The following is a 21,269-nucleotide window of genomic DNA, read 5'->3' on the forward strand; positions in this document are numbered from 1 at the left end:
AGGGAGTGCACGCCCGCTACCCAGCCGGGCAGCGGGCGGTTCGCGCTCACCTCATCCTCCTCCGACACTCTCCGATCGTGCGGACGCCGCACGCTCCTCTGCGAACGCTGTCAGTCCTCGTCCTCGGAATCGCGGTCACGACGAACGCCAGGAGCGGTGCGCGCGGCCGCGCCGACGATCTCGCGAACCTCTCGCAGGCTCGGCGCCCCGGGGAAAAGGTCGGGAAGGTCGGGCAGTGCCCCGGCGGTGTCGGTGATGGGCGCAAGGATCTCCGCGCGCCGATGCTGCGCCGCCTCGGCCGCGGCCCGCGCGGCTTCGGTAATGGAGCGGGCGAGCCGGGCGGGCGGTCCCGCTTGAAATGCGTTCGCCGTCAACTGCACGTCGACGACGATTCCATACGCGTCGACGGTGACCTGGACCAGTTTGTCCGAAGACCACGCCGACGTACGCGATTGCGACAGCCGTTCGCAGACCCCCGGAAGGTCCGCGCGCTGCTGGTCCAGCCCATCCAGCAGCGAGTCGACGAGCTTCTTCATCTCGTTGTTGGCCGAGCTCAGCGCATCGAAATCCGGACGATCCATCCGAGGCATCCTTTCCTAAGCATCGACGTTTCGGGTTTCCGCCGGCTGACGGCTGGGCTTCGACCAAGGGGTGCTGAGAGTTTCGGCCCATTGCCGCCGCACCGGCGTGGTCGGCGGATCGTCGGTCACCACGGGTGGACGATCCGCCGTTTCGGGAGGTGCGACCTGCGCGGTCTTCTTCCGGTCCTTCTCGTCTTTCTTGCGTTCGCGACGTTGCTGTCTCGGACTCTGCCCCGGCGACTGCGGCTGCTGCCCACCCCCGGGACCACCCGGCGGCCGGGCGCCGGACTGCGGTTGAGCCGATTGGCGATCGGACCTGTCGCCGGTCGAACCCGGAGCCGGTCCCGCCGCCATCGGGCCGGACGACTCACCGTCGGCACCGGACACCGCCGCCGCCTGGGCACTCGCGGGAGCGACGCTCACTCGCGGCGGCTCGGAGACTTCCTCTCGCGACGAGCCGGCGGCCGCAGCGGCGGGCGAGGACGTGCCCTTCGAACCGGGCGAGTTCGCCGAACCGCTCGGCGACTCCGACGAACTCGGTGTGCCGGAGGAGGACGGCTGGTTCGCGCCGTTGTTCGACGACGACGCCGGCTGCGAGCCGGAACCGTCCGGTGCACCGCCCGGCACGTCCCGGCCGGCCGGTGCACCGGCGGTGACCGGCGAGGTCCCCGGCACCACCGGCGACGCGGTGGGCGCAGGAGTGGGCGTGACGGTCGGCTGTGCACCGGTGTCCACGGTGGGCGGCGAACTCGGCGGTGCGAAGGTGGCCGACGGAATCGCCGAGTCGCCGGTTCTTCCTACATTCGCAGCCGTATCCAGGTCCAGATTGTCGAACAACTTCGCCGAGTGATTCACGATGTCGCCGGTATACCGCAGCATCCCGACGAGGGTCTCGAGGTTCTTCACCGTCTTCTCGGCGTCCGGACTGTAGGTATGCGCGAAAGCCTCCCCCGGTTCGTCGTTGCCCCAGCAGCGACCCTCGCTGGTCAGCACCGCTTGCAGATTGCGCAGCGCGGCCGCCAACTCGTCGCCCGCGCTCCCGAATATCGGTGACTGCCCGGAGAATTGATCGGCATCGAAGGAGAACGACGAACTCATGTCGGTCGTTTCGACTCGCTCGAGCAGCAGCACACCCGGGCATGACGCGCCGCTGTCCTCATCTGCTCACCCGGTTCGCTCGAAGTGCTCGTTCGTCTCAGTCTCTGCTATTCCCAGGAGGGGGGATAACCCAGGACCGGCGAGAGCAGCGGGCTACACCCGTCCATTCGCCGAATGCCGCTCGGGCGCCGCAGAACTCGCGCGAACCACCAGCGACGGAATCACCGGCGACGGCGCCGGGACCGCGCCCTCGGACTCCACCAGTCGCAGCAGCAGCCCGATGCTGCGGCGGCCCACCTCGTCGAAGTCCTGGCGGACGGTGGTCAGTGGCGGGGACAGGTAGGCGGCCTCGGGGATGTCGTCGAAGCCCACGACCGAGATGTCTTCCGGCACTGTGATTCCCCGCTCGGCGAAGGCGCGCAGCAGGCCCAGGGCCATCTGGTCGTTGGACGCGAAGACCGCCGTGACGCCGGGTTGCGCGGCCAGCATCAGGCCCGCCTCGTACCCGGAGCGCGCGCTCCAGTCGCCGCCGATGGGCGGGGGCACGGCCGCGCCCGCCGCGGCGAGGGTGCGCCGCCAGCCCTCGAGGCGGTCGCGAGCCTCGAGCGAATCGCTCGGGCCGGACACGTGCCAGACGGTCGCGTGCCCGAGGTCGAGCAGGTGCCGCACGGCCAGCCGGGCACCCTCGAACTGGTCGACGGCCGCCGACGGGAGCGGCGCGTCCTGACCGGCTTCGACGGCCACCGCCACCGGCCGGGCGGGCAGGTTGTGCAGGGCGGCCGCAGCGGCTATCTGGGGGGCGATGATGATCACGCCGTCGACACCCTGACCGGCGAGGGTGTCCACGGCCGCCAGCACCCCGGCGCGGTCGACCCGTTCCAGAGTGACGATGCTGACGCCGTAACCGGCTGCGCGCGCGGCTCTTTCGATGCCGAGCAGCATGCAGGCCGGGCCGTACAGGATGGTGTCGAAGGTGACGACGCCGAGCACCTTGGAGCGCCGGCTCACCAGTCCACGAGCCATCGCGTTGGGCCGGTAGCCGAGTTCGGCGACCGCGGCCAGCACGCGTTCCCTCGTCTCCGGGCGCACCTGGGGACTGTCGTTGAGCACGCGCGACACAGTCTGATGTGAGACCCCCGCCAGCTTGGCGACATCGGTCATCACCGCGGGCCTGTCGCCGGAGCCGCGCGCCGCGCGGGTGTTGCTGTCGTTCACGCTCGCAAGCTCACTCACATTCCCGCTTTCCGGGCCGCTGTGCTGACGCGACCCCGATCGTTCCGAATTCAGGTTAGCGCTCGCGCGGCCGCTTTCGGCGGCCCCCTCATGGCCACCGAAAGCGATTGCCTGTCAACGGCTGTCGATGGTATCGCGGTCCCCGACAATTAGTGCCGCATCGTGTTAACGCTAACACGCAGCCGCCGAACCCGGCGTCGGTTTCGGTGAACCGGAGGTGCTACGAGCGGGCGGTGCCCACCGCGCCGACGACCCAGCGAACCGTCGCCACCGCGGCCCCGGCCAGCACCGCGACCTGCGGTGAGCCGGTGACCAGCGCGAGCACCGCGAGAACGACGGCACCGAGTACGAGTGCCTCGAGCTTGTAGAGCGGCCAGGGCGTACCCGCGATATCGATCGTCCGCCGCGATGCCGCAGGACGGGAGATAGGGTCGACCACTGCCATGTCGACAGGTTACACGGATCGCGAAGTTCGGGCCATCGAACATTTCCACCCAGGAATATCCGGAAGGTAGCCGGGCATTCTCCAGGGCATGCCACTCACCGGAGAGTACGAACCCAGCACCTCGGGCTGGGCCCGCGAACAGGCCGAGAAGTACGAGGCCAGCAACGGCACCGAGGCCAACACCATCAAGGGCCTGCCGATCGTCCTGCTGACCACCCGCGGCGCGAAGACCGGCAAACTCCGCAAGACACCGCTGATGCGCGTGGCGCACGACGGCGAGTACGCGGTGGTCGCGTCGCTGGGCGGGGCGCCCAAGCACCCGGTCTGGTACTACAACATCAAGGCCGACCCGCACGTCGAACTGCGCGACGGCGCGGTGGTGAAGGACTACACCGCCCGCGAGGTGGTCGGCGACGAGAAGGCCGTGTGGTGGGAGCGGGCCGTGCGGGCCTACCCCGACTACGCCGACTATCAGACGAAGACCGACCGCGAGATTCCCGTTTTCGTCCTGACTCCGCGGTGATCCGCCGCGGCCCGCAGGACCGTGGGCATTCGCCGCCGGGGCCGCCCGGCTAGCATGTTTCGGGTGTCCAACCCGCTTGATGTCGCTGAAAAGGTAACCGGCCCGCTGCCCGAACTGAGCGCGGACGAGATCGATGCCGCCGCCAAGCGAATTTCCGACATCATCGAGCCGACGCCGCTGCAGCGTATCGAGCGGTTGTCGGCCGCCTCGGGTGCCGACGTCTACGTCAAGCGGGAAGACCTCACCGCGGTCCGCTCCTACAAGCTGCGCGGCGCCTACAACCTGATCGTGCAGCTGTCGGAGACCGAGCGCGCCGCCGGTGTGGTGGCGGCCAGCGCCGGGAATCACGCCCAGGGCGTCGCCTACGCCTGCAAGGCGATGGGCATCCAGGGCCGTATCTATGTGCCCACCACGACACCGAAGCAGAAGCGCGACCGCATCCGCGCGCACGGCGGCCCGCTGGTGCAGCTGATCGCCGTCGGCGACACCTACGACGCCGCGGCCGCCGCGGCCGCCGACGATGTGGCGAGCACCGGCGCGACGATGGTGGCGCCGTTCGACGACCCGCGCACCGCCGCCGGTCAGGGCACCATCGCCGCCGAACTGCTCGAACAGCTCACCGGCACACCGGATCTGGTGATCGTGCCGGTCGGTGGCGGCGGCTGCCTGGCCGGAATCGGGACGTACCTGCGCGAAAGATCGCCCGCCACAGCGATTCTCGGCGCGGAGCCGGCCGGTGCGGCATCGATGACGGCGGCCCTGGTGGCCGGCGGCCCGGTGACACTGCCGGAGATCGACCCGTTCGTCGACGGCGCGGCGGTGCGCCGCATCGGGCAGCTGCCCTACGACGCGGTGTCCAGGTTCGGCGGACGGGTCCGCTCGCACGGCTCGCTGCCGCTGCTGACCGCCACCGAATCTCCCAGGGGCGCGGGCTCTTTCCGTCTCATGCAGGTGGACGAGGGCGCCATCTGCACCGCCATGCTGGAGCTCTACCAGAACGAGGGCATCATCGCCGAGCCCGCGGGGGCGCTGGCGGTGGCCGCGCTCGCCGAGATCGACGTCCCGCCCGGGTCGACGGTGGTGTGCCTGGTGTCGGGCGGCAACAACGACGTGTCCCGATACGGCGAGGTCATCGAGCGCTCGCTGGTGCACCGGGGTCTGAAGCACTATTTCCTGGTGGACTTCCCACAGGAGCCCGGCGCGCTGCGCCGCTTCCTCGACGAGGTGCTCGGCCCCGGCGACGACATCACCCTGTTCGAATACGTCAAGCGCAACAATCGCGAGACCGGCGCGGCACTGGTGGGTATCGAACTGGGCTCCCCCGACGGACTGGAGCCGCTGCAGAAGCGCATGCACGACTCGCCCATCCAGTGTGAGCGGCTCGATCCCGGCTCCCCCGCCTACCGCTACCTCACCTGAACCGGAAACCCTTACGGGACAACGGCTCTCACCGCGTCCGAGGAGTCGTGAGCACTCCCGGGACCGCGGCGGGAGCGTCGTCCCCGGTCAGTCGTAGTACGGCAGGAAGCACGCCGGATCGTTGCTGGAACCGAACTGGCAGTGCCAGTTGGCGGCGGTCGATCCCGTGCCGATGTCGCGCAACTGGTCGGCGATCCGCTCGAGGAGGCCGGGCTGCGGGGTGTCGGCCCCGGCGGTGGCGGTGGCGGCGCACAAGGCGGCGGCGATGATCGAGCCGGCGGTGACGGCGCGAATCGTGGTACGCACGAAATATCTCTCGATCCATGGCGGCTCCACCGGGGCGGTGAAGCGGGCGGACAATCGTTCCCCGGCACTGTATAGGGGACCGCGCTACTACGCCGCCTGCCTGCGACCGCCTCGGGCCGCGCGCCGCCCCGCGGCCTCGGCGCCGCGCACCGCGAGCGGCAGCACCCAGCCCGAGGCGACCTGGTCCCAGGCGAACCTGTCCAAGGTCATGCGGTTGTGGACGTAGCCGACCGACAGACCGAGGCGCGGTTCGGCCCAGCCGAACGAACCACCGAGTCCGATATGGCCGAATCCCGCGCGTCCGCCCGGGACGGGCAGCGAGTGATAGCCCAGGTGCCACAGCATCGGCAGATAGAACAGCGCGCGGTCGAGCCGGTAGCGCTCGACCCGCTGCAGCGCCTTGATCGTCTCCGACGAGAGGTACCGGCGGCCACCGGCCATGCCGTCGCAGGCCAGCGCGCCGTACATGGTGGCCAGCGCCTCGGCGGTGCACACGCCGTTGCCGGCGGCCAGTTCGGTGCCGAGGATCGAGGGCTCGTCGCCCTCCAGCAGCGCCTCCACGCCGGGCAGGAACAGCGACCGGGCCACCGCGCCGAGCGCGCCCGGGATCCCGTAGGCGCGGCCGAGCACCAGCGCGCCCAGCGGCGAGCCGACGACCGCCAGCCGCGAACCGGCGATCGACGCGACGGTGGTCGGCGCGCCGTCGGGCGGGCGGCCGAGATGGATGCCGTCGACGCCGAGCGGTCCGGCCACCTCGGTGCGGAACAGCTCGGCCATGGTCCGGCCGGTGATCGCGCGGCCCAGCCCGGCCAGCAGCCAGCCGAACGTCAACGCGTGGTAGGCCGGAATGCCCAGCAGCGCATCGGGTTTCGCGGCGGCCAGGCGCTGCTGCATCAATTCGTGATCGAGGACGTCGTCGAGGCCCGTGGCGATGGTGGGCAGGCCGGACAGCCCGGCGCTGTGGGTGAGCACCTGGCGCACCGTGATCCGGTCCTTACCCGCGGCGCCGAACTCCGGCCAGTACTCCGCGACGGGCGCCGCGTAGTCGAGCAGCCCGCGGTCGGCGAGCCGGTGGATGACCGTGGCCGCGACGCCCTTGGTCGCGGAGAACACGATGGCTCCGGTGTCGTGCGTCCAGGCGGTGGCGGGCGTGGCGTTGCCCGTCCAGATGTCGACCAGCGGCTCGCCGTGGCGGTGCACCGCCAGGGCTCCGCCCGCGCCGGGGCGGTCACCGACGAACCGCGCGAAGGCTCGCACCAGCGGCTCGAAACCGGGGGCGGCGTGACCGGCCACCCCGGCGGGAAGCTCCGCGGGATCGGAAGAGGAAGCGACGCTGCTCACACCATCCACGGTACGGGTGTGCCGGAAATGCGGCAATGCCGTTGTCCGAGTGGTGATTTCCCCTCACCGCGCCGAGATCTCGCCGGTGCGGCCGCCGTGGCCCGGTAATCCTGCGGTTTTCCCGGAGCTGCCCCGGCCGTGGGGGCTCGAATGGCTATCGTGGGTTATGCGATCGTTGCGATCATTGGCATTGCTGCTGCTCGTCGTCGCGATGGCCGGGGCGTGCTCGACCTCGGGAACGCCGACCCCCGCACCGAGCACGGCGGACCGGTCGCTGGCCGGTGATTGGCACGCGACGCTGCCCGTCCCGGAACACCCGGTACCGATGGGGGTGACCTTCGGCGACGACGGCGACACCGTCTCGGTGCCGGTGCAGGGCATCTACCAGCGGCGTCTCGAACAGGTGTCGCGGGTGCCGGACGATGTCCGCTTCACCATTCCGCGATTGCCGGGCACGCCCACTTTCCAGGGGCGATACGACCGCGCCGCCGACACGATCACCGGGACGTTCACCCAGTCCGGCGAGACGCTGCCGCTGACCTTCGAGCGTGGGACCGTTCCCGAGGTGCCGCGCCCGCAGGAGCCGCGCCCGCCGTTCCCGTACCGGTCCGAGGAGGTTCGCTACGCCAGTGGCGCGGTGACGATCGCGGGCACCCTGACCCTGCCCGCGACCCCGGGCCCGTATCCGGCCGTCGTGCTGATCAGCGGCAGCGGGCCGCAGGACCGCAACGAGGAGTTGCTCGGGCACAAGCCGTTCCTGCTGCTCGCCGACAGTCTCACCCGCGCGGGGTACGCCGTGCTGCGCACCGACGACCGCGGGGTCGGCGGCACCGGCGGGGATCTCCACCGGGCCAGCTACCACGATCTGGCCGACGATGTCGTGGCCGGGCTGGATCAGCTGCGCGGCCGGGCCGATATCGACGAGAACCGGATCGGGTTGCTCGGGCACAGCGAGGGCGGATATCTCGCGCCGCTGGTGGCCGCCCGGCCGGGCGCCGGTGTCGCGTTCGTGATCATGATGGCCGGTCCGGCCGCGGGCGGCGCCGAGGTCCTGATGGAACAGAACCGGATCAGTCTGGCCGCCGAGGACGCCTCGGCCGAGGAGATCAGCGACCGGATCGCGTTCGTCAGCACGCTCACCACGCTCTCGCGCACCGGCGACATCGAGCAGGTGCGCCGCTACCTCACCGACCGCAACGCGCAGCGGTCCCCGGACCAGCGGCTGTCCCCGGCCCAGGTCGACGAGTTCACCAGCGTGTACTTCACCTCGTTCGTCTCCTACGATCCGGCGCCCGCCTTGTCGGCGCTGCGGATCCCGGTGCTGGCATGCTACGGCGGCAAGGACTGGCAGGTGCCGCCGGCGCAGAGCGAGCCGCTGGCGCGACGCTATCTGGCCGCCGCTCCCGACGCCGACATCCATGTCTTCGATGGCCTCAATCACCTGATGCAACCGGCCGAAACCGGTAGTCCCGCCGAATATCCGGCCATCGAGACCACCATCGCCCCGGAAGTGCTGGACTACATCGGCAATTGGCTGGCGCAGCGGGTGACACCGGCGCGGTAGCCCCACCTCGGCCTCCAGTAACGCAATGGCTACCCCGGTGCGATGAGTCGGGCATCACCCATTCAGGAGGTTCGGGATGTTTTCCGCGAAACGAATTGCGGCCGGCGCCGTTGTCGCCACCGCCGCTGCGACCACCGCCCTCGTCGGCGGCGGCGTGGCACAGGCCGACGTACCGGTGTGGCAGGCCAACTGTCACGTCTACAACATCTTCAATACCGGCGGGATGTCCACTTGTGAACTACCGACCTGGCACCAGGTGAAACTCACCTGCGTCGCCTGGCCCGTCCCGTTCGTCTACTGGAAGTACGGCCCGGTGCAGTACGGGCAGAACCAGTCCTGGGCCAGCTGTGACTCGTTGAACGCGCTGGTGGGAGTCGAGGTCATCCAGGCGTAGGCCGGGCTGCGGGCCGACTCGAGAAGCCGCTCGCGTGGCTACGATCGCGGGCGGCGCGGCGCGCGCCGGCCAGCAGGAGGACGGATGCGATCAGCAGCAACAGCAGGGGTGAGGGTCCGGAGAGAATCGCGGTGATCACGGTCCAGCACACAATGCTCCACGCGACGAACGACGGTGGGGCGATCCGGCGGCGGTTCAGCCACAACACGATCAGGCCGACCAGGAACAGTGGCGGGCCGAAACTGAAAACCGAATACCAGAACGCGGCGGTTGTGTGGCTCATCGCCACGGGGTCTTTGTTCTGTTCCTCCCACAATGCCCACCCGAACCAGTCCCCGGCATAGTGGGGAACGGTCTGCGTCAGGGCACCCAGCGTGTGTCCGAGCCCGCACAAAGTGATGAGCCAACCTGCCAACTTGATCATGGATCACCCCGAAGCTGTTATACAGTGGTGTATAACTCGAGGTTAGACAAATATACAGCACTGCACAACCCCGGAGAGGCGGCGCACGGTATGGGCGCGTTGCGCACACCGCGTGAGAAATGGGTCGAGGAGGGCTTGCGGGCACTGGCAGAGGGCGGAGTGGATGCGGTACGTGTCGACGCCCTGGCCAAGCGGCTCGGTGTGACCAGAGGCGGCTTCTACGGCTACTTCGCCGATCGGGACGCGCTGCTGGCGGAGATGCTGGACACGTGGGAAAACCAGAGTGTCGACAGGGAGATCGATCGGGTCGAAAAGGAGGGCGCCGCGCGGGACATGGGTTGGCTGGTGGGCAGATTCCTGCAGTCGGCAGACGACGTGCGCGCGGTCGACCTCGCGCTGCGCGACTGGGCCCGGCGCGACCGGGCCATCGCCGAGCGCCTGCGCCGCGTGGACAACAAGCGCATGCGGTTGGCGCGCGAGATGATCGGCGCCTACTGCTCCGATCCAGACGAGATCGAGGTCCGCGCCCTGCTCGCCTTCTGTCTGGCAATCGGTAACGCCTTCCTCGCCGCCGACCATCCCGGTCGCGATCGCGCCCAGGTCGTTACCCGCGCTGCCGAACTCATCCTGGCCCGGCCCGGCGACCCAGGACAGCGAGGCCGCTGACGGCGCTCCGACACCGATCGGAGTGAAATCGCGGGTTCCCGTCGGATCGTCGGCCGGATTCGGATGTGCCGGACGGCGAAGGTTGCCAGAGTGGTGGGGTGGGAATCTACAGCGAGCGGGTGCTGCCGCGGATCATCGATATGGCCTGCGGGCTGCCGGCCAATGAGCGGATGCGGCGGCGGGTGTGCGCCGGGCTGAGCGGGCGGGTGGTGGAGATCGGGTTCGGGTCCGGGCACAACGTTCCGTATTACCCGGCTGTCGTGCAGGGGGTGACTGCTGTGGAACCGGCCGATGCCGGGTGGCGGCTGGCGGCGGCGCGAGTGGCGGAGTCGCCGGTTCCGGTGCGGCGCTCGGGGCTGGACGGGCAGTCGCTGCCGTTCTCGGACAACAGTTTCGACACGGCGTTGTCGACGTGGACGCTGTGCACCATTCCCGACCTCGATGCCGCCCTGGGCGAATTGCGGCGAGTCCTGGTACCCGGTGGCACCTTGCATTTCGTCGAGCACGGCCTGGCGCCGGACGCCAAGGTGCAGGTCTGGCAATACCGCCTCAATCCGGTGCAGAAGGCGTTGTTCGGTGGATGCCATCTGAATCGCGACATCAAGTCCGCCCTCGAGGGCGCCGGTTTCGAGATCCGGGAGCTGGACCGCTTCTACGAGGAGTCGGCTCCGAAATTCCTGGGTGCGCAATATCTCGGAGTCGCCGTCTCCGCCTGACGGGCATGGCCCACGCGGCTGTTCATCCCCGCTGCGGATGGGCGGAATACCTTTCGTGGCGCCTGTACAACCCAGTCCACCGGCCGGATTCACCGGCGGGGGGTGGCGGAATACTCCTGTTCCGGTCGCCCCGTGCTGCCGTAGCGCAATCGCATCCGCAGCGCGCCGGTGGCGACCAGGTTCGCCAGATAGCGCTGCGCGGTAGCGCGGGAGACACCGGTCGCCGCGGCGACCTCGGCGGCCGACATCGCCGACGCGGATCCCCGAACCGCTTGCAGCACAAGGTCCTTGGTGGGCGACGCCGTCGCTGCCGGTGGCGCGGCCGGTCCGGCGGGGCGCAGTGCCTCGATGGCGGCGTCGATGTCGCGGGCGGTGACCACCGGCGCGGCGAGCAGGCGGCGATAGCGCGCGTATCCGGCCAGCCGCGCCGCGAGCGCGGCCTGATCGAAGGGCTTGACCAGGTAGCCCAGCGCACCCGCGGCGAGGGCCGACCGCACCGTGTCGGCCTCCGTCGCGGCGGTGAGCATCATCGCGTCGAAGTCGATCTCGCGCACCAGATCCAGGCCCGCACCGTCGGGCAGGTAGACGTCGACCAGTGCCAGGTCGAAAGCGGCACCGGCGATCGCGGCGCGGGCGGCGGCCAGGGTGGTGGCCGTCGCGCCCACGACGAAACCCGGTAGCGCCGAGACGATTCCGGCGTGCAGGTCGGCCACCCGGAAGTCGTCATCGACGACCAGGACGGTCAGATCGGTTGTGCCCATGCGGTTTCTCCCTCCACCAGCACCCCGGGCAAGCGGGCGATGAACTCCGCCCCGCCCAGCGGCGTCCCGGGCCCACCCGGACTCGACAACACCACATCCCCGCCCAGCGCCCGCGCGACCTGCCGCGACAACGCCAGCCCCATCCCGCGACCGCCCGGCGCGCCATTGTCCGGCCGCGTGGAAACCCCTTCCGCGAAAACCGATTCCGCCAGCCCGGGCGCCACGCCGGTTCCGCTGTCGGTCACCGTGATGTGCAGCGTCGCCGCCTCCTGGACCAATTCCACCTCCACCTGCCGCACCGGCCCGCCGTCGGCCGAGCCGGTATCGGATCCGCCCTCCGGTGCGGGGCCGCCGGTTCGAGCCGCTTCGATGGCATTGTCGAGCAGGTTCCCGAGGACCGTCGTAACATCCACGGGGACAACGAGATCGGTGCCCACCCAGGTGTTCGGCCCGAGTCGCAGGTCGACTCCGCTCTCGCGGGCGTGGGCGGCCTTGGCGGCCAGGAAGGCTCGCAAGTAGTGGTCGTGCACGGCGTCCATGCCGGGGAGCGCGGCGCCCAGCGGGCCGGAGCCGAGCAGTTCGTCGAGGTACTGGGCGGCCTCCTCGGGGCGGCCGCCGTGGAGCAGGCCGCTGAGCAGGTGCAGGCGGTTGGCGAATTCGTGGCGCTGGGCGCGCAGCACGGTGCTCATGGCCCGCACCGCATCCAATTGCCTGGTCAGCGACTCGACATCGGTGCGGTCGCGCACACTGAGCACCGCGCCCAGCTCCCGCCCGTCGCGGCTGACGGCCCGTGCGGTGACGACCACCAGCCGATCGCCGACCGCCGCCGGAACCGGCCGGCCGTCGGCCGCGCGGAACACCCACAGCACCCGCGGCGACAGACCGATGTCGTCCACGGCCCGCCCGCTCGCGCCGTCGATGCCGAGCAACCGACGCGCCTCGTCGTTCACCACTGTCACACGCCAGTTCGTGTCCACGGCTACCACGCCTTCGCCGATCCCGTGCAGCACGGCGGCCTGTTCGCGCACCAACTCCGCCAATTCCGGCGGCTCGAGCCCCAGGGTCAGCCCGTGCCAGCGCCGCGCCAGCAGGATCGACCCGATCACGCCGGCGACCAGCGCGGCCGCCGCGAGCAGCCCGGCCCGACCGAGATCGACCCACAGCTGCTCCCGCACGGCGGTCGTGGAGATACCCACACTGACCTCACCGACCACGCCCTCCCCGTCGGGCCGCAGCACCGGAACCTTCGCCCGTACCGACTCCCCCAGCGTGCCCCGCTCCTGAATCACCACCTCGCGCCCCGCCAGCGCCGCCGACGGATCGGTGCTCACCATCTCCCCCAGCCGCGCCGGATCCGGATGCGCCAGCCGAATCCCCGCGTCATCGGTGATCACGACGTACAACGCCCCCGTCCGCCGCCGAATCTCCTCCGCGATCCGCGCGAGCGGCCCTACGGCGACTTCCTCCCGAAGCGTCCGTGCATCAGCCGAGGTAGCCGAGGAGTAACGAGAAGTCTCCGCCCGCACCTCGGGATCGATCGCGACCGTCCGCGCAACGGCCAGAGCCCGCTGCCCGTACTCGTCGGACAACCGCTGCTGCCCTACATAAGCGAACACGCCGAACGCGATACCCAGCGTCAGCGCAACCAGCACAACCTGCAGCAACACGATCTGCGTCCGCAACCGCATCCCACGGCCGAACACACCCACCCCCGAAGTTGTACACCCCGGCGCCCCCGCGCCCGAACGCAACCACCACAGTCCTGGGGCCCGACCACAAGGTTTTCGCCGCAGCGAAGCGAAGGCCAACAATACTGCACAGAATGCGCAGAACGCTTGAATCGCAGCTAGCGCCACTAGTGCGCACAACCTTCTCTCTGTGACCGCCGACACTTACCGTCGTGCGCACGGCCGCACCTCACATCGTGCGCGGCCCGAAGGAGTATTCATGCCCACCCCCACACCCCCGTGTATCGAGTTCCGCGCCGCGACCAAACGCTTCCCCAGCTCCGGCGGCGGCATCCACACCGCGGTGAAGAACCTCCACTTCGCCGTCGCCCCAGGCGAATTCGTCGCGGTGGTCGGCCCTACCGGCTGCGGCAAATCGACCACGCTGTCGCTGGTGTCCGGGCTGGAGAAGACCTCCGCCGGACGAACCCTGGTGCGCGGCAAGGATGTCGACGGCATCCCCGACGGCATCGGCTACATGTTCCAGCAGGACGCCGTACTACCGTGGCGAACCGTCCTCGACAACGTGGCGCTGGGGCCCCGTCTGCAGGGTGCGACGAAACGCGAAGCCCGGCACCGCGCCGCGGAGTGGGTCGGCAAGGTGGGCCTGGCCGGATTCGAAAAGTACTATCCCCACCAGCTTTCCGGCGGTATGCGAAAGCGCGTCGCCCTGGCCCAGACCCTGGTGAACGAGCCGGAGATCCTGCTGATGGACGAGCCGTTCAGCGCCTTGGACGTGCAGACCCGCCAGCTGATGCAGGACGAGTTACTGCGCGTGTGGTCGGGCACGGGCACCGATCGCGGGCACAGCGCCGCGGTCGTCTTCGTCACCCACGACCTGGAGGAGGCGATCGCGCTCGCCGACCGTGTGGTGGTGATGACCGCGAGCCCCGCCACCGTGTGCGGTGATTTCCCGGTCACCCTGGACCGCCCGCGCGATGTCGAGGAGGTCCGCCTCACCGACGAGTTCCGCCGGCTGTACACCGAGATCTGGGGCACGCTGCGGGACCAGGTCGAGGCCGCTCGCGCGAGAGGAGCGCACCGTGTCGCCTGACACTCTCACCGAAACCGCCGCCGCCGCACCGGAAGTCGAGACGGAGACCGAGGAGCGGATCCTCGCCCGGGCCCGCGGCCAGGCTCGCCGCGCCCGGCTCCGGACCTGGAGTCTGCGGTTGGCGCTGATCGTGCTGTGGCTGGGCTCCTGGGAGCTGACGGCGACGGTGTGGATCGACCCGTTCTTCTATTCGAAGCCGTCGCTGATCTGGCAGCGCATCGTCGAATGGTTCACCGAGGGAACACAGTTCGGCTCGATCTGGCTACAGCTCGTCACGACCGTCGCGGAGGCCGTGCTGGGCTTCGCCATCGGTGCCGTGGCGGGCGTGGTGCTGGGTGTGCTGCTCGGCCGCAGCCGCTATTGGGCCGAGGTGCTGGCGCCGTTCATCAAGGCGCTCAATGCCGTTCCCCGCATCGTGCTGGCCTCACTGTTCATCATCTGGTTCGGGCTGGGCCTGGAGTCGAAGGTGGCGACGGTGGTGGTGCTGACCTTCTTCGCGGTGTTCTTCAACGCCTTCACCGGCGCCCGCGAGGTGGACGGCAACGTGATCGACAACGCCCGGATCCTGGGCGCGAGCCAGTGGCAGGTGCTGTCGCAGATCGTGCTGCCCAGCGCGACCACCTGGATCCTGTCCAGCCTGCACACCGCGTTCGGTTTCGCGCTGATCGGCGCGGTGGTCGGCGAGTACGCCGGTGCGAGCAAGGGCCTGGGCCTGCTGATCTCCAACGCGCAGGGCACTTTCGACGCGGCGGGCATCTACGCGGGCATGATCATCATCACGGTGGTGGCGCTGCTCGCCGAATGGGTCATCGGCATGGCGGAGGGGCGATTGCTGAAATGGCGTCCGGCGCAGTCACAGTCGGCACACGAGGTATGAGTGATGAAGTATCGCAAGCATATTGCCGTCGTGCTGCTGGCGGTCTGCACCCTGCTGCTCGCGACGGGCTGCCGGGACTCCCGCCGGATCCCGATGGCGAACGGCCGCCCGCAGCTCACCATCATGGTCGGCGGCCTGGAGAAGGTGATCTACCTGCCCGCCATGCTCACCGAACGGCTGGGCAACTTCGCGCGCAACGACATCGACGTGAAGCTGATGGGCGAACAGTCCGGCGCCAGCGCGGAGACGGCGCTGCTCACCGGCGATGTGCAGGCGGTGGTGGGTTTCTATGATCACACCGTCGACCTGCAGGCCAAGGAGCAGTGCCTGCGCACCGTCGTCCAGTTCTCCGATGTGCCGGGCGAGGTGCAGCTGGTGTCGAAGGCGCAGGCGGCGGAGATCCGTTCACCGGCCGACTTCCGCGGCAAGAAGCTGGGCGTAACGTCGCTGGGCTCGTCCACCGATTTCCTCACCCAGGCGCTGGCCGGTCAGGCGGGCCTGACCACCTCCGACTACGACCGGGTGAAAGTCGGTGCGGGACAGACGTTCATCGCCGGTATGAACCACGGCGGCATCGACGCCGGGATGACCACCGACCCCACCGTGGCGCAGATGGTGAAATCCGGTGATGCGCGAATCCTCCTGGACATGCGCACCGAGTCCGGCACCCGCGCCGCCCTCGGCGGCCTCTACCCCGCCTCGTCGCTGTACATGAAATGCGACACGGTGCGGTCGCATCCGGACATCGTCCAGAAGCTCGCGACCGCCTTCGTCCAGACCCTCCAGTGGATCGAGACCCACACCCCGGAGGACATCGCGGCCGAGATGCCTTCGCAGTACGCGGCAGGCGGCCAGGACCTCTACATCCAATCCATCCGCGACTCGATCGGCATGTTCAACGGCGACGGCCTGATGAAACCCGAAGGGGCACAGAATGTCCTGAACATCCTGAGCCGGTACTCGCGCAATGTCGCCCCGAAACGCGACAGCATCGTCCTCGAGGACACCTACACCAACGAGTTCGTCGAGAAGGCACTACAGGGCAACCAGTAGCGTGCCCTTGCGGGATGCCCGGCCGCATGAGGGGCGGCCGGGTTCCCGCATGGACCGGGGAAGAAACCCGGTGACTACTTCGGCCAGCCTCCGTACGGCACGGTCAGCATTTCCAGGAAGTGCCCGTCGAGGTCTTGGAAGTAGACCCCGCGACCGCCGTCGTTATGGTTGATCTCACCCTCGTGTTGCTGGCGGGGATCGGCCCAGTAGGTCAGGCCGCGTTCCTGGATTTTCGCGAGTCCGGCGTCGAATTCCGGCTCGGAGACCAGGAAGGCGTAGTGCTGGGGCTGGATTTCCGTGACGTGGGGCGGGACGGCCGCGAAGTCGAAGGTCACGCCGTTGGCCACGACGACCGGCACGAACGGACCCCACTGCGCACCGACGGTGAGACCCAGGATATCGGCCCAGAATTCGGCGGATTTCCGATTGTCGCGGCATCCGACGATGGTGTGATTGAACTGAATGGACAAAGGATTTCTCCTATGTTCGTGACGATCCCGACCCCGGGCCGGTACCGAGTTCGGCCTACGGGAGCACCGCCACGCCACGAACGTATACCGTCGGCGGCCCGGTCGGCAAACCACTGCCCCGGTGCACGACCCGCCAGTACGGGTCGCGGCGCGCCACCTCGCCTGAATCACCCTGTGATCGTGGCGGTTTCGCTCGATCGGCGGGACCGCAGCACCGCGTGCGCCGTGAATATCGCCAGCGCCAGCCAGATCAGTCCGAAGCCGGCCCAGCGGGACGCGGGCATGGCCTCGTGGCCGACCAGCACGCCCCACGCCATCTGCAGTGCGGGCGTGAGGTATTGGAGGATGCCCATGGTCGACAGCGGGACCCGGCCCGCGGCGAAGGCGAACAGCAGCAGCGGAATCAACGTCACCGGCCCTGTCGCCATCATCAGGGCCGTGTGTCCCGCGCCGTCACCGAAGGAGGCATTGCCGGTGACCGCGAACGCGATCGCCGCGGCCAGTGCGAACGGCGCCGACACCACACCCTCGGCGGCGACGCTGCGCAGCGGATCGAGCCGGATCACCTTCTTCACCAGCCCGTAGGTCGCGAACGAGCAGGCCAGGATCAACGCGATCACCGGCGGCTTGCCGTAGTCCACGGTGAGCACCACGACCGCCGTCGCGCCCAGCACCAGCGCCACCCACTGCGGCAGGGCCAGCCGCTCTCGGAACAGCACCACGCCGAACAACACCGTGACCAGCGGATTGATGAAGTACCCGAGCGCGCACTCGACCACATGGCCCGAGGTGACCCCGTACACGTACACACCCCAGTTGAGCGCGATCGCCGCGCCCGCGACCACGGCCAGCCGCCAGGTGCGGGCATCGATCGCGGCCATCTCCCGAATGCGCCCGGCCGCCAGCAGCACGGCCGTCACCACGACCAGAGTCCACAGGATCCGCTGCGCCAGAATCTCGACGGGACTCGCGAATTCGAGCAGCCCGAAGAACGCCGGGAACGCACCCCACGACAGATACGCTCCCGCTCCGACCGCCACACCCCAATCGGCCGTCCGCCCCCGCCGGGCCTCACCCCCCAATTCGGCTGTCACCTGCGCTGATGGTCTCCGAAACTGCACCGGACGAACGGTACTTCCGATCGGCACCATCTGTCGAGCGGCTTTCGGACGCGGCGTCCCCGGGCGGGAATCAGTCCGGCAGGCGCACGACGCCGTCCATGTAGCGATGGCACCGGCCGGTCAGCAGCACCCGGTTGGCCGCGAGGGCACAGCGCAAGCGGCCACCGCGGCGGGAGAGCTGGCGGGCGGTGAACTCGGTGCGACCGAGGTGCCGACTCCAGATGGGAGTCAGTTGGGCGTGCGCGGAGCCGGTCACCGGGTCCTCCGGGATGCCGACACCGGGCGCGAAGAAGCGGGAGACGAAGTCGGCGGTGTCGCCGGGCGCCGTAAGGATCACGCCGCGAGCCAGTTTCGGGAAGGCCGACAGATTCGGCCGGGCCCCGCGCACCTCGCGCTCGGACGCGACGACGACCACCTCGTCCTGCCCGGTGAGCGTGCGCAGCGGGCGCACGCCCAGGGCCTCGATCAACTGTTGATCGCCCACCACATCCAGCGAGGCGACGGCGGGCAGATCCAGTACCAGCTCGTCGTCGTCGGTGCGGTCGACGGTCAGCCAGCCGCTGCGGGTGTAGAAGTGCACGCGGTCGGCGCCGGGGTGCATGTCCTCGAGGATCTGGGCGGCCGACGCCATCGTCGCGTGCCCGCACATGTCGACCTCGACAGCCGGGGTGAACCAGCGCAGGTGGAAGACCGGACCGCCGTCGGGCGCCGGCTCGGCCTCGGGCGGCAGCGAGGAGGTGTAGAAGGCGGTCTCGGCGAGATTGTTCTCCTCGGCCAACTGCTGCAGCAGCCCGTCGGGCAACCACGCCGGTAACGGCATCACCGCCGCCGGATTGCCCGTGAACGGCGCATCGGCGAAGGCATCGATCTGATGCAGCAGGACCTCCATACAGCCGAAGGTACCCGTGTTTCCGATCGACACACGAGACACCGCCGTTCCCGGCGCGCCATAGCAGACGACCAATTCGGTTCCGCGAAAAACCGCTGACCTCAGCCGTTTTCGGCCCTCGCGGGCTCCGAGTCGGCCGTTCCCGGCGAGTCGGGCATCAGGTGCCGCTTCTCCCCCGCCAGCGAGGCGCTCAGCCACCAGGCCACCTCGACCAGCACGATGCCGATCACCCCGCAGATCACCGCGGTACCGGTCAGCGCCGCGTTGGACGGGTCGAGTTTGAAGAAGTGCCTGGTGAACGGGATGGTGAACAGGATCAGATAGCCCGCGACCGAGCCCCCGATCAGCACCGTCTTCCACCACGACCACGGCCGCGCCACGATCGCCAGCACCCACACCGCGATGATCAGCAGCGTGATCAGCGCGGTCGTGCCCGCCTGCACCTTCTGCGTATCGCTCTGCTCCGGGCCCTGGTACGCGATGAGGTAGGCGATGAAGGTCATCACGCCGATCACCGCGCCGGACGGTATCGCCAGCCGCAGCACGCGGGGCACGAAACCCGTTCGCGCCCTTTCGTTGTTGGGCGCCAGCGACAGGATGAACGCCGGAATGCCGATGGTGAACCAGGCGGCGATCGTCACGTGCCGGGGCAGGAACGGATACGGCACCGGCTCGTAGTGGAACAGCTGCGACCCGATGCCGGCGACGCCGATCAGGAAGGCCAGCAGCACCGAGTACACCGTCTTGGTGAGGAACAGATTCGAGACCCGCTCGATGTTGCCGATCACCCGGCGGCCCTCGCCGACCACGTACGGCAGCGTCGCGAACTTGTTGTCCAGCAACACGATCTGCGCCACCGCGCGGGTGGCCGGGCTGCCCGCGCCCATCGCCACCCCGATGTCGGCGTCCTTGAGCGCGAGTACGTCGTTGACGCCATCGCCGGTCATGGCCACGGTGTGCCCGCGCGACTGCAGCGCACCGACCATGGCGCGCTTCTGATCCGGCCGGACGCGCCCGAAGGTGGTCCGGTGGTCGAGCACGTCGGCGAGTTCGTCGCGATCCTCGGGCAGCGTGCGGGCATCGACGGCGTCGTTCCCGCCGATCAGGCCCAGCGACGAGGCCACCGCGCCGACCGACACCGCATTGTCGCCGGAGATCACCTTGATCGAGACATCCTGGCCGGCAAAGTAATCCAGGGTCGCGCGGGCGTCCGGGCGGACCTTCTGCTCCAGCACCACCAGCGCCTGCGCCGTCACCGTGCCGGGCGCGTCGGGATCGTCGACGGGGCGGTCGCTGGTGGCCAGCAGCAGCACCCGCAGTCCCTGCGCGCCGATCTCCTGGGCGGCCACCGCGACCTGCGACTGCGAGTCCAGCAGCACGTCGGGCGCACCGAGCAGCCAGTTGCCGTGCTCGCCGTAGGAGAAGCCGCTCCATTTCTTGGCCGAGGAGAACGGGGCGACACCGGTCGTCGGCCAGCCGGGGGTGTCCGGGAGCGCCTCGGCGATGGCCGCGACGCTGGCGTTCGGCCGCGGATCGTCGGCGGCCATGGCCGCCAGCACCGCGCGCAGTTCCGGCTCCGGCACGTCGCCCGCGACGCGCAGTTCCGACAGGCGCATGCCGTTCTCGGTGAGGGTGCCGGTCTTGTCGGCGCACACCACGTCCACGCGCGCCAGTCCCTCGATCGCGGGTAGCTCCTGCACCAGGCATTTGCGCTGGCCCAGCCGCACCACGCCGACGGCGAACGCGATCGAGGTCATCAGCACCAGGCCCTCGGGGACCATCGGCACCAGCGCCGCCACCATGCCGTTGAGCGCCGCGCGCCAGGACTCGTGGCTGGAGAACAGCTGGTTGTAGATGGTGACCAGGCCCGCGGGGATCAGCAGGTAGGTGATCACCTTCAGGATGGTGTCGATGCCGTTGCGCAGCTCCGAGTTCACCAGCGTGAACTTGCTGGCCTCGGCAGCGAGCTTGGCGGCGTAGGCGTCGCGGCCGACCTTGGTGGCGCGGTAGGAGCCCGCGCCCGACACCACATAGCTGCCCGACATCACCTGCGCGCCAACCGGTTTCTCGATCGGGTCGGCCTCGCCGGTGAGCAGTGACTCGTCGATCTCGAGCAGTTCGGACTCGACCACCTCGCCGTCGACCACGATCTGGTCGCCGGGGCCGAGTTCGATGAGATCGTCGAGCACGACGTCGGAGGGCGCCACCGTGTCCGCCCGGCCGTCGCGCCGCACCGTCGGCCGGGCCTGGCCGACGATGGCCAGCTTGTCCAAGGTCTGCTTGGCGCGGACCTCCTGGACGATGCCGACCACGCTGTTGGCGACGATGAGCAGGCCGAACATGCCGTCGATGAGCGATCCGGTGGCCAGCACCAGGATGAACAGCACGCCCAGGATGGCATTGATCCGGGTGAGGACGTTGGCCCGGACGATGTCGGCGACCGAGCGGCTGGCCCGGTCCGGCACGTCGTTGGTCTGCCCGTCGCGGACGCGTTGCTCGACCTCGGCCGCGGACAACCCCGGGGCGCGCGCCGCCTGCTCGGTGATCGACATGCCGACAGCCTAGAACGTCGAACGGACACCGGTCCGGCATGCCTGGCGCGGACTG

Annotated in this window: 22 protein-coding genes; 9 read left to right on the plus strand and 13 right to left on the minus strand. The window is 69.4% G+C overall.

The features are described from left to right. Positions 1-110: 110 nt before the first annotated feature. The 4 genes from NWFMUON74_RS23455 to NWFMUON74_RS23470 all read right to left on the minus strand — a co-directional run bounded on the left by NWFMUON74_RS23455 (position 111) and on the right by NWFMUON74_RS23470 (position 3,357). A complete protein-coding gene (locus tag NWFMUON74_RS23455) occupies positions 111-581 on the minus strand; it encodes a YbaB/EbfC family nucleoid-associated protein (protein WP_187683959.1) in 471 nt (156 codons plus the stop codon). Between the two features lie 15 nt (positions 582-596). Next, on the minus strand, positions 597-1,679 hold the full coding sequence (locus NWFMUON74_RS23460) for a hypothetical protein (RefSeq protein WP_187683960.1): 1,083 nt from the start codon (positions 1,677-1,679) through the stop codon (positions 597-599). A 153-nt stretch (positions 1,680-1,832) separates the two neighbouring features. Continuing rightward, complete coding sequence (locus NWFMUON74_RS23465; protein ID WP_232110548.1) at positions 1,833-2,894, minus strand: LacI family DNA-binding transcriptional regulator; 1,062 nt, start codon at positions 2,892-2,894, stop codon at positions 1,833-1,835. A gap of 238 nt (positions 2,895-3,132) precedes the next feature. Then, complete coding sequence (locus tag NWFMUON74_RS23470) at positions 3,133-3,357, minus strand: hypothetical protein (protein WP_187683961.1); 225 nt, start codon at positions 3,355-3,357, stop codon at positions 3,133-3,135. Between the two features lie 88 nt (positions 3,358-3,445). On the opposite strand from NWFMUON74_RS23470, the gene NWFMUON74_RS23475 reads away from it, so the two are divergent. Then, a complete protein-coding gene (locus NWFMUON74_RS23475; protein ID WP_187683962.1) occupies positions 3,446-3,880 on the plus strand; it encodes a nitroreductase family deazaflavin-dependent oxidoreductase in 435 nt (144 codons plus the stop codon). Between the two features lie 54 nt (positions 3,881-3,934). After that, positions 3,935-5,299 (plus strand): threonine ammonia-lyase IlvA, encoded by a 1,365-nt coding sequence (gene ilvA / locus NWFMUON74_RS23480; protein ID WP_187683963.1) that lies wholly within the window; start codon positions 3,935-3,937, stop codon positions 5,297-5,299. A gap of 87 nt (positions 5,300-5,386) precedes the next feature. Here ilvA and NWFMUON74_RS23485 read toward each other — a convergent pair whose 3' ends face one another. Further along, the gene (locus tag NWFMUON74_RS23485) at positions 5,387-5,605 is read right to left on the minus strand and encodes a hypothetical protein (RefSeq protein ID WP_187683964.1); all 219 of its coding nucleotides are present in this window, start codon (positions 5,603-5,605) and stop codon (positions 5,387-5,389) included. An 87-nt stretch (positions 5,606-5,692) separates the two neighbouring features. Further along, complete coding sequence (locus NWFMUON74_RS23490; protein ID WP_187683965.1) at positions 5,693-6,946, minus strand: serine hydrolase domain-containing protein; 1,254 nt, start codon at positions 6,944-6,946, stop codon at positions 5,693-5,695. Positions 6,947-7,130: 184 nt separating this feature from the next. Between NWFMUON74_RS23490 and NWFMUON74_RS23495 the strand changes: the two genes are divergently transcribed. Both NWFMUON74_RS23495 and NWFMUON74_RS23500 read left to right on the plus strand, forming a co-directional pair. Then, positions 7,131-8,510: an alpha/beta hydrolase family protein gene (locus tag NWFMUON74_RS23495; protein ID WP_232110549.1), complete on the plus strand. Its 1,380-nt coding sequence runs from the start codon at positions 7,131-7,133 to the stop codon at positions 8,508-8,510. A 76-nt stretch (positions 8,511-8,586) separates the two neighbouring features. Then, the gene (locus NWFMUON74_RS23500; protein WP_187683967.1) at positions 8,587-8,904 is read left to right on the plus strand and encodes a hypothetical protein; all 318 of its coding nucleotides are present in this window, start codon (positions 8,587-8,589) and stop codon (positions 8,902-8,904) included. On the opposite strand, the gene NWFMUON74_RS23505 is transcribed toward NWFMUON74_RS23500, so the two are convergent. Continuing rightward, on the minus strand, positions 8,891-9,328 hold the full coding sequence (locus NWFMUON74_RS23505; protein WP_187683968.1) for a DUF6463 family protein: 438 nt from the start codon (positions 9,326-9,328) through the stop codon (positions 8,891-8,893). The genes NWFMUON74_RS23500 and NWFMUON74_RS23505 overlap by 14 nt on opposite strands. 90 nt (positions 9,329-9,418) lie before the next feature. Here NWFMUON74_RS23505 and NWFMUON74_RS23510 point away from each other — a divergent pair, with 90 nt between their 5' ends. Beyond that, a complete protein-coding gene (locus NWFMUON74_RS23510) occupies positions 9,419-9,994 on the plus strand; it encodes a TetR/AcrR family transcriptional regulator (protein ID WP_187683969.1) in 576 nt (191 codons plus the stop codon). A gap of 98 nt (positions 9,995-10,092) precedes the next feature. Continuing rightward, entirely contained in the window at positions 10,093-10,710 is a 618-nt protein-coding gene (locus NWFMUON74_RS23515) for a class I SAM-dependent methyltransferase (RefSeq protein WP_187683970.1), read from the plus strand. 89 nt (positions 10,711-10,799) lie between these two features. Here the strand turns inward: NWFMUON74_RS23515 and NWFMUON74_RS23520 are convergent, their stop codons facing one another. Together NWFMUON74_RS23520 and NWFMUON74_RS23525 are read right to left on the minus strand one after the other, a co-directional pair. Next, on the minus strand, positions 10,800-11,471 hold the full coding sequence (locus NWFMUON74_RS23520) for a response regulator (RefSeq protein ID WP_187683971.1): 672 nt from the start codon (positions 11,469-11,471) through the stop codon (positions 10,800-10,802). Next, positions 11,453-13,159 (minus strand): sensor histidine kinase, encoded by a 1,707-nt coding sequence (locus NWFMUON74_RS23525; protein ID WP_187689376.1) that lies wholly within the window; start codon positions 13,157-13,159, stop codon positions 11,453-11,455. The genes NWFMUON74_RS23520 and NWFMUON74_RS23525 overlap by 19 nt, the downstream gene beginning before the upstream one ends. A gap of 259 nt (positions 13,160-13,418) precedes the next feature. Here NWFMUON74_RS23525 and NWFMUON74_RS23530 point away from each other — a divergent pair, with 259 nt between their 5' ends. Genes NWFMUON74_RS23530 through NWFMUON74_RS23540 form a run of 3 tightly spaced genes read left to right on the plus strand, consistent with a single transcriptional unit; the run spans position 13,419 to position 16,182 of the window. Next, on the plus strand, positions 13,419-14,252 hold the full coding sequence (locus NWFMUON74_RS23530) for an ABC transporter ATP-binding protein (RefSeq protein WP_187683972.1): 834 nt from the start codon (positions 13,419-13,421) through the stop codon (positions 14,250-14,252). Further along, positions 14,242-15,129 (plus strand): ABC transporter permease, encoded by an 888-nt coding sequence (locus NWFMUON74_RS23535; RefSeq protein WP_197986901.1) that lies wholly within the window; start codon positions 14,242-14,244, stop codon positions 15,127-15,129. Before NWFMUON74_RS23530 ends, NWFMUON74_RS23535 begins: the two co-directional genes overlap by 11 nt. 3 nt (positions 15,130-15,132) lie before the next feature. Next, complete coding sequence (locus NWFMUON74_RS23540) at positions 15,133-16,182, plus strand: ABC transporter substrate-binding protein (protein WP_187683974.1); 1,050 nt, start codon at positions 15,133-15,135, stop codon at positions 16,180-16,182. Between the two features lie 74 nt (positions 16,183-16,256). Here NWFMUON74_RS23540 and NWFMUON74_RS23545 read toward each other — a convergent pair whose 3' ends face one another. From NWFMUON74_RS23545 to NWFMUON74_RS23560, 4 genes are all read right to left on the minus strand, one after another. Then, positions 16,257-16,652 (minus strand): VOC family protein, encoded by a 396-nt coding sequence (locus tag NWFMUON74_RS23545; protein ID WP_187683975.1) that lies wholly within the window; start codon positions 16,650-16,652, stop codon positions 16,257-16,259. A gap of 167 nt (positions 16,653-16,819) precedes the next feature. Further along, complete coding sequence (gene rarD, locus NWFMUON74_RS23550) at positions 16,820-17,746, minus strand: EamA family transporter RarD (RefSeq protein ID WP_425300376.1); 927 nt, start codon at positions 17,744-17,746, stop codon at positions 16,820-16,822. A gap of 97 nt (positions 17,747-17,843) precedes the next feature. Further along, positions 17,844-18,662, minus strand: coding sequence for a PhzF family phenazine biosynthesis protein (locus NWFMUON74_RS23555; protein WP_187683977.1), 819 nt, complete (start codon positions 18,660-18,662; stop codon positions 17,844-17,846). Positions 18,663-18,763: 101 nt separating this feature from the next. Further along, a complete protein-coding gene (locus tag NWFMUON74_RS23560) occupies positions 18,764-21,214 on the minus strand; it encodes an HAD-IC family P-type ATPase (protein WP_187683978.1) in 2,451 nt (816 codons plus the stop codon). Between the last annotated feature and the right edge of the window lie 55 nt (positions 21,215-21,269).

Source organism: Nocardia wallacei, from assembly GCF_014466955.1.
GTDB lineage: Bacteria > Actinomycetota > Actinomycetes > Mycobacteriales > Mycobacteriaceae > Nocardia > Nocardia wallacei.